At 50.4% G+C, this 264-nt stretch carries 1 rRNA gene; it reads left to right on the top strand.

The features are described from left to right. A 16S ribosomal RNA gene (locus tag ACTHSL_RS13755) occupies positions 1 to 264 on the top strand; the annotation flags it as partial.

Raw genomic sequence — 264 nt, 5'->3', positions numbered from 1 at the left:
GGGCTAGCGTTGTTCGGAATCATTGGGCGTAAAGCGTATGTAGGCGGACTGAAAAGTCAGGAGTGAAATCCCTGGGCTCAACCCAGGAATTGCTTTTGAAACTTTCAGTCTAGTATCCCGGAGGGGTTGACGGAATTCCGAGTGTAGAGGTGAAATTCGCAGATATTCGGAGGAACACCAGTGGCGTAGGCGGTCAACTGGACGGGTATAGACGCTGAGATACGAAAGCATGGGTAGCAAACAGGATTAGATACCCGAGTAGTC

This window comes from Neisseria sp. P0008.S010, assembly GCF_051962715.1.
GTDB classification, from domain to species: domain Bacteria; phylum Pseudomonadota; class Gammaproteobacteria; order Burkholderiales; family Neisseriaceae; genus Neisseria; species Neisseria elongata.
This window is presented reverse-complemented; position numbering and strand designations above follow the sequence as displayed.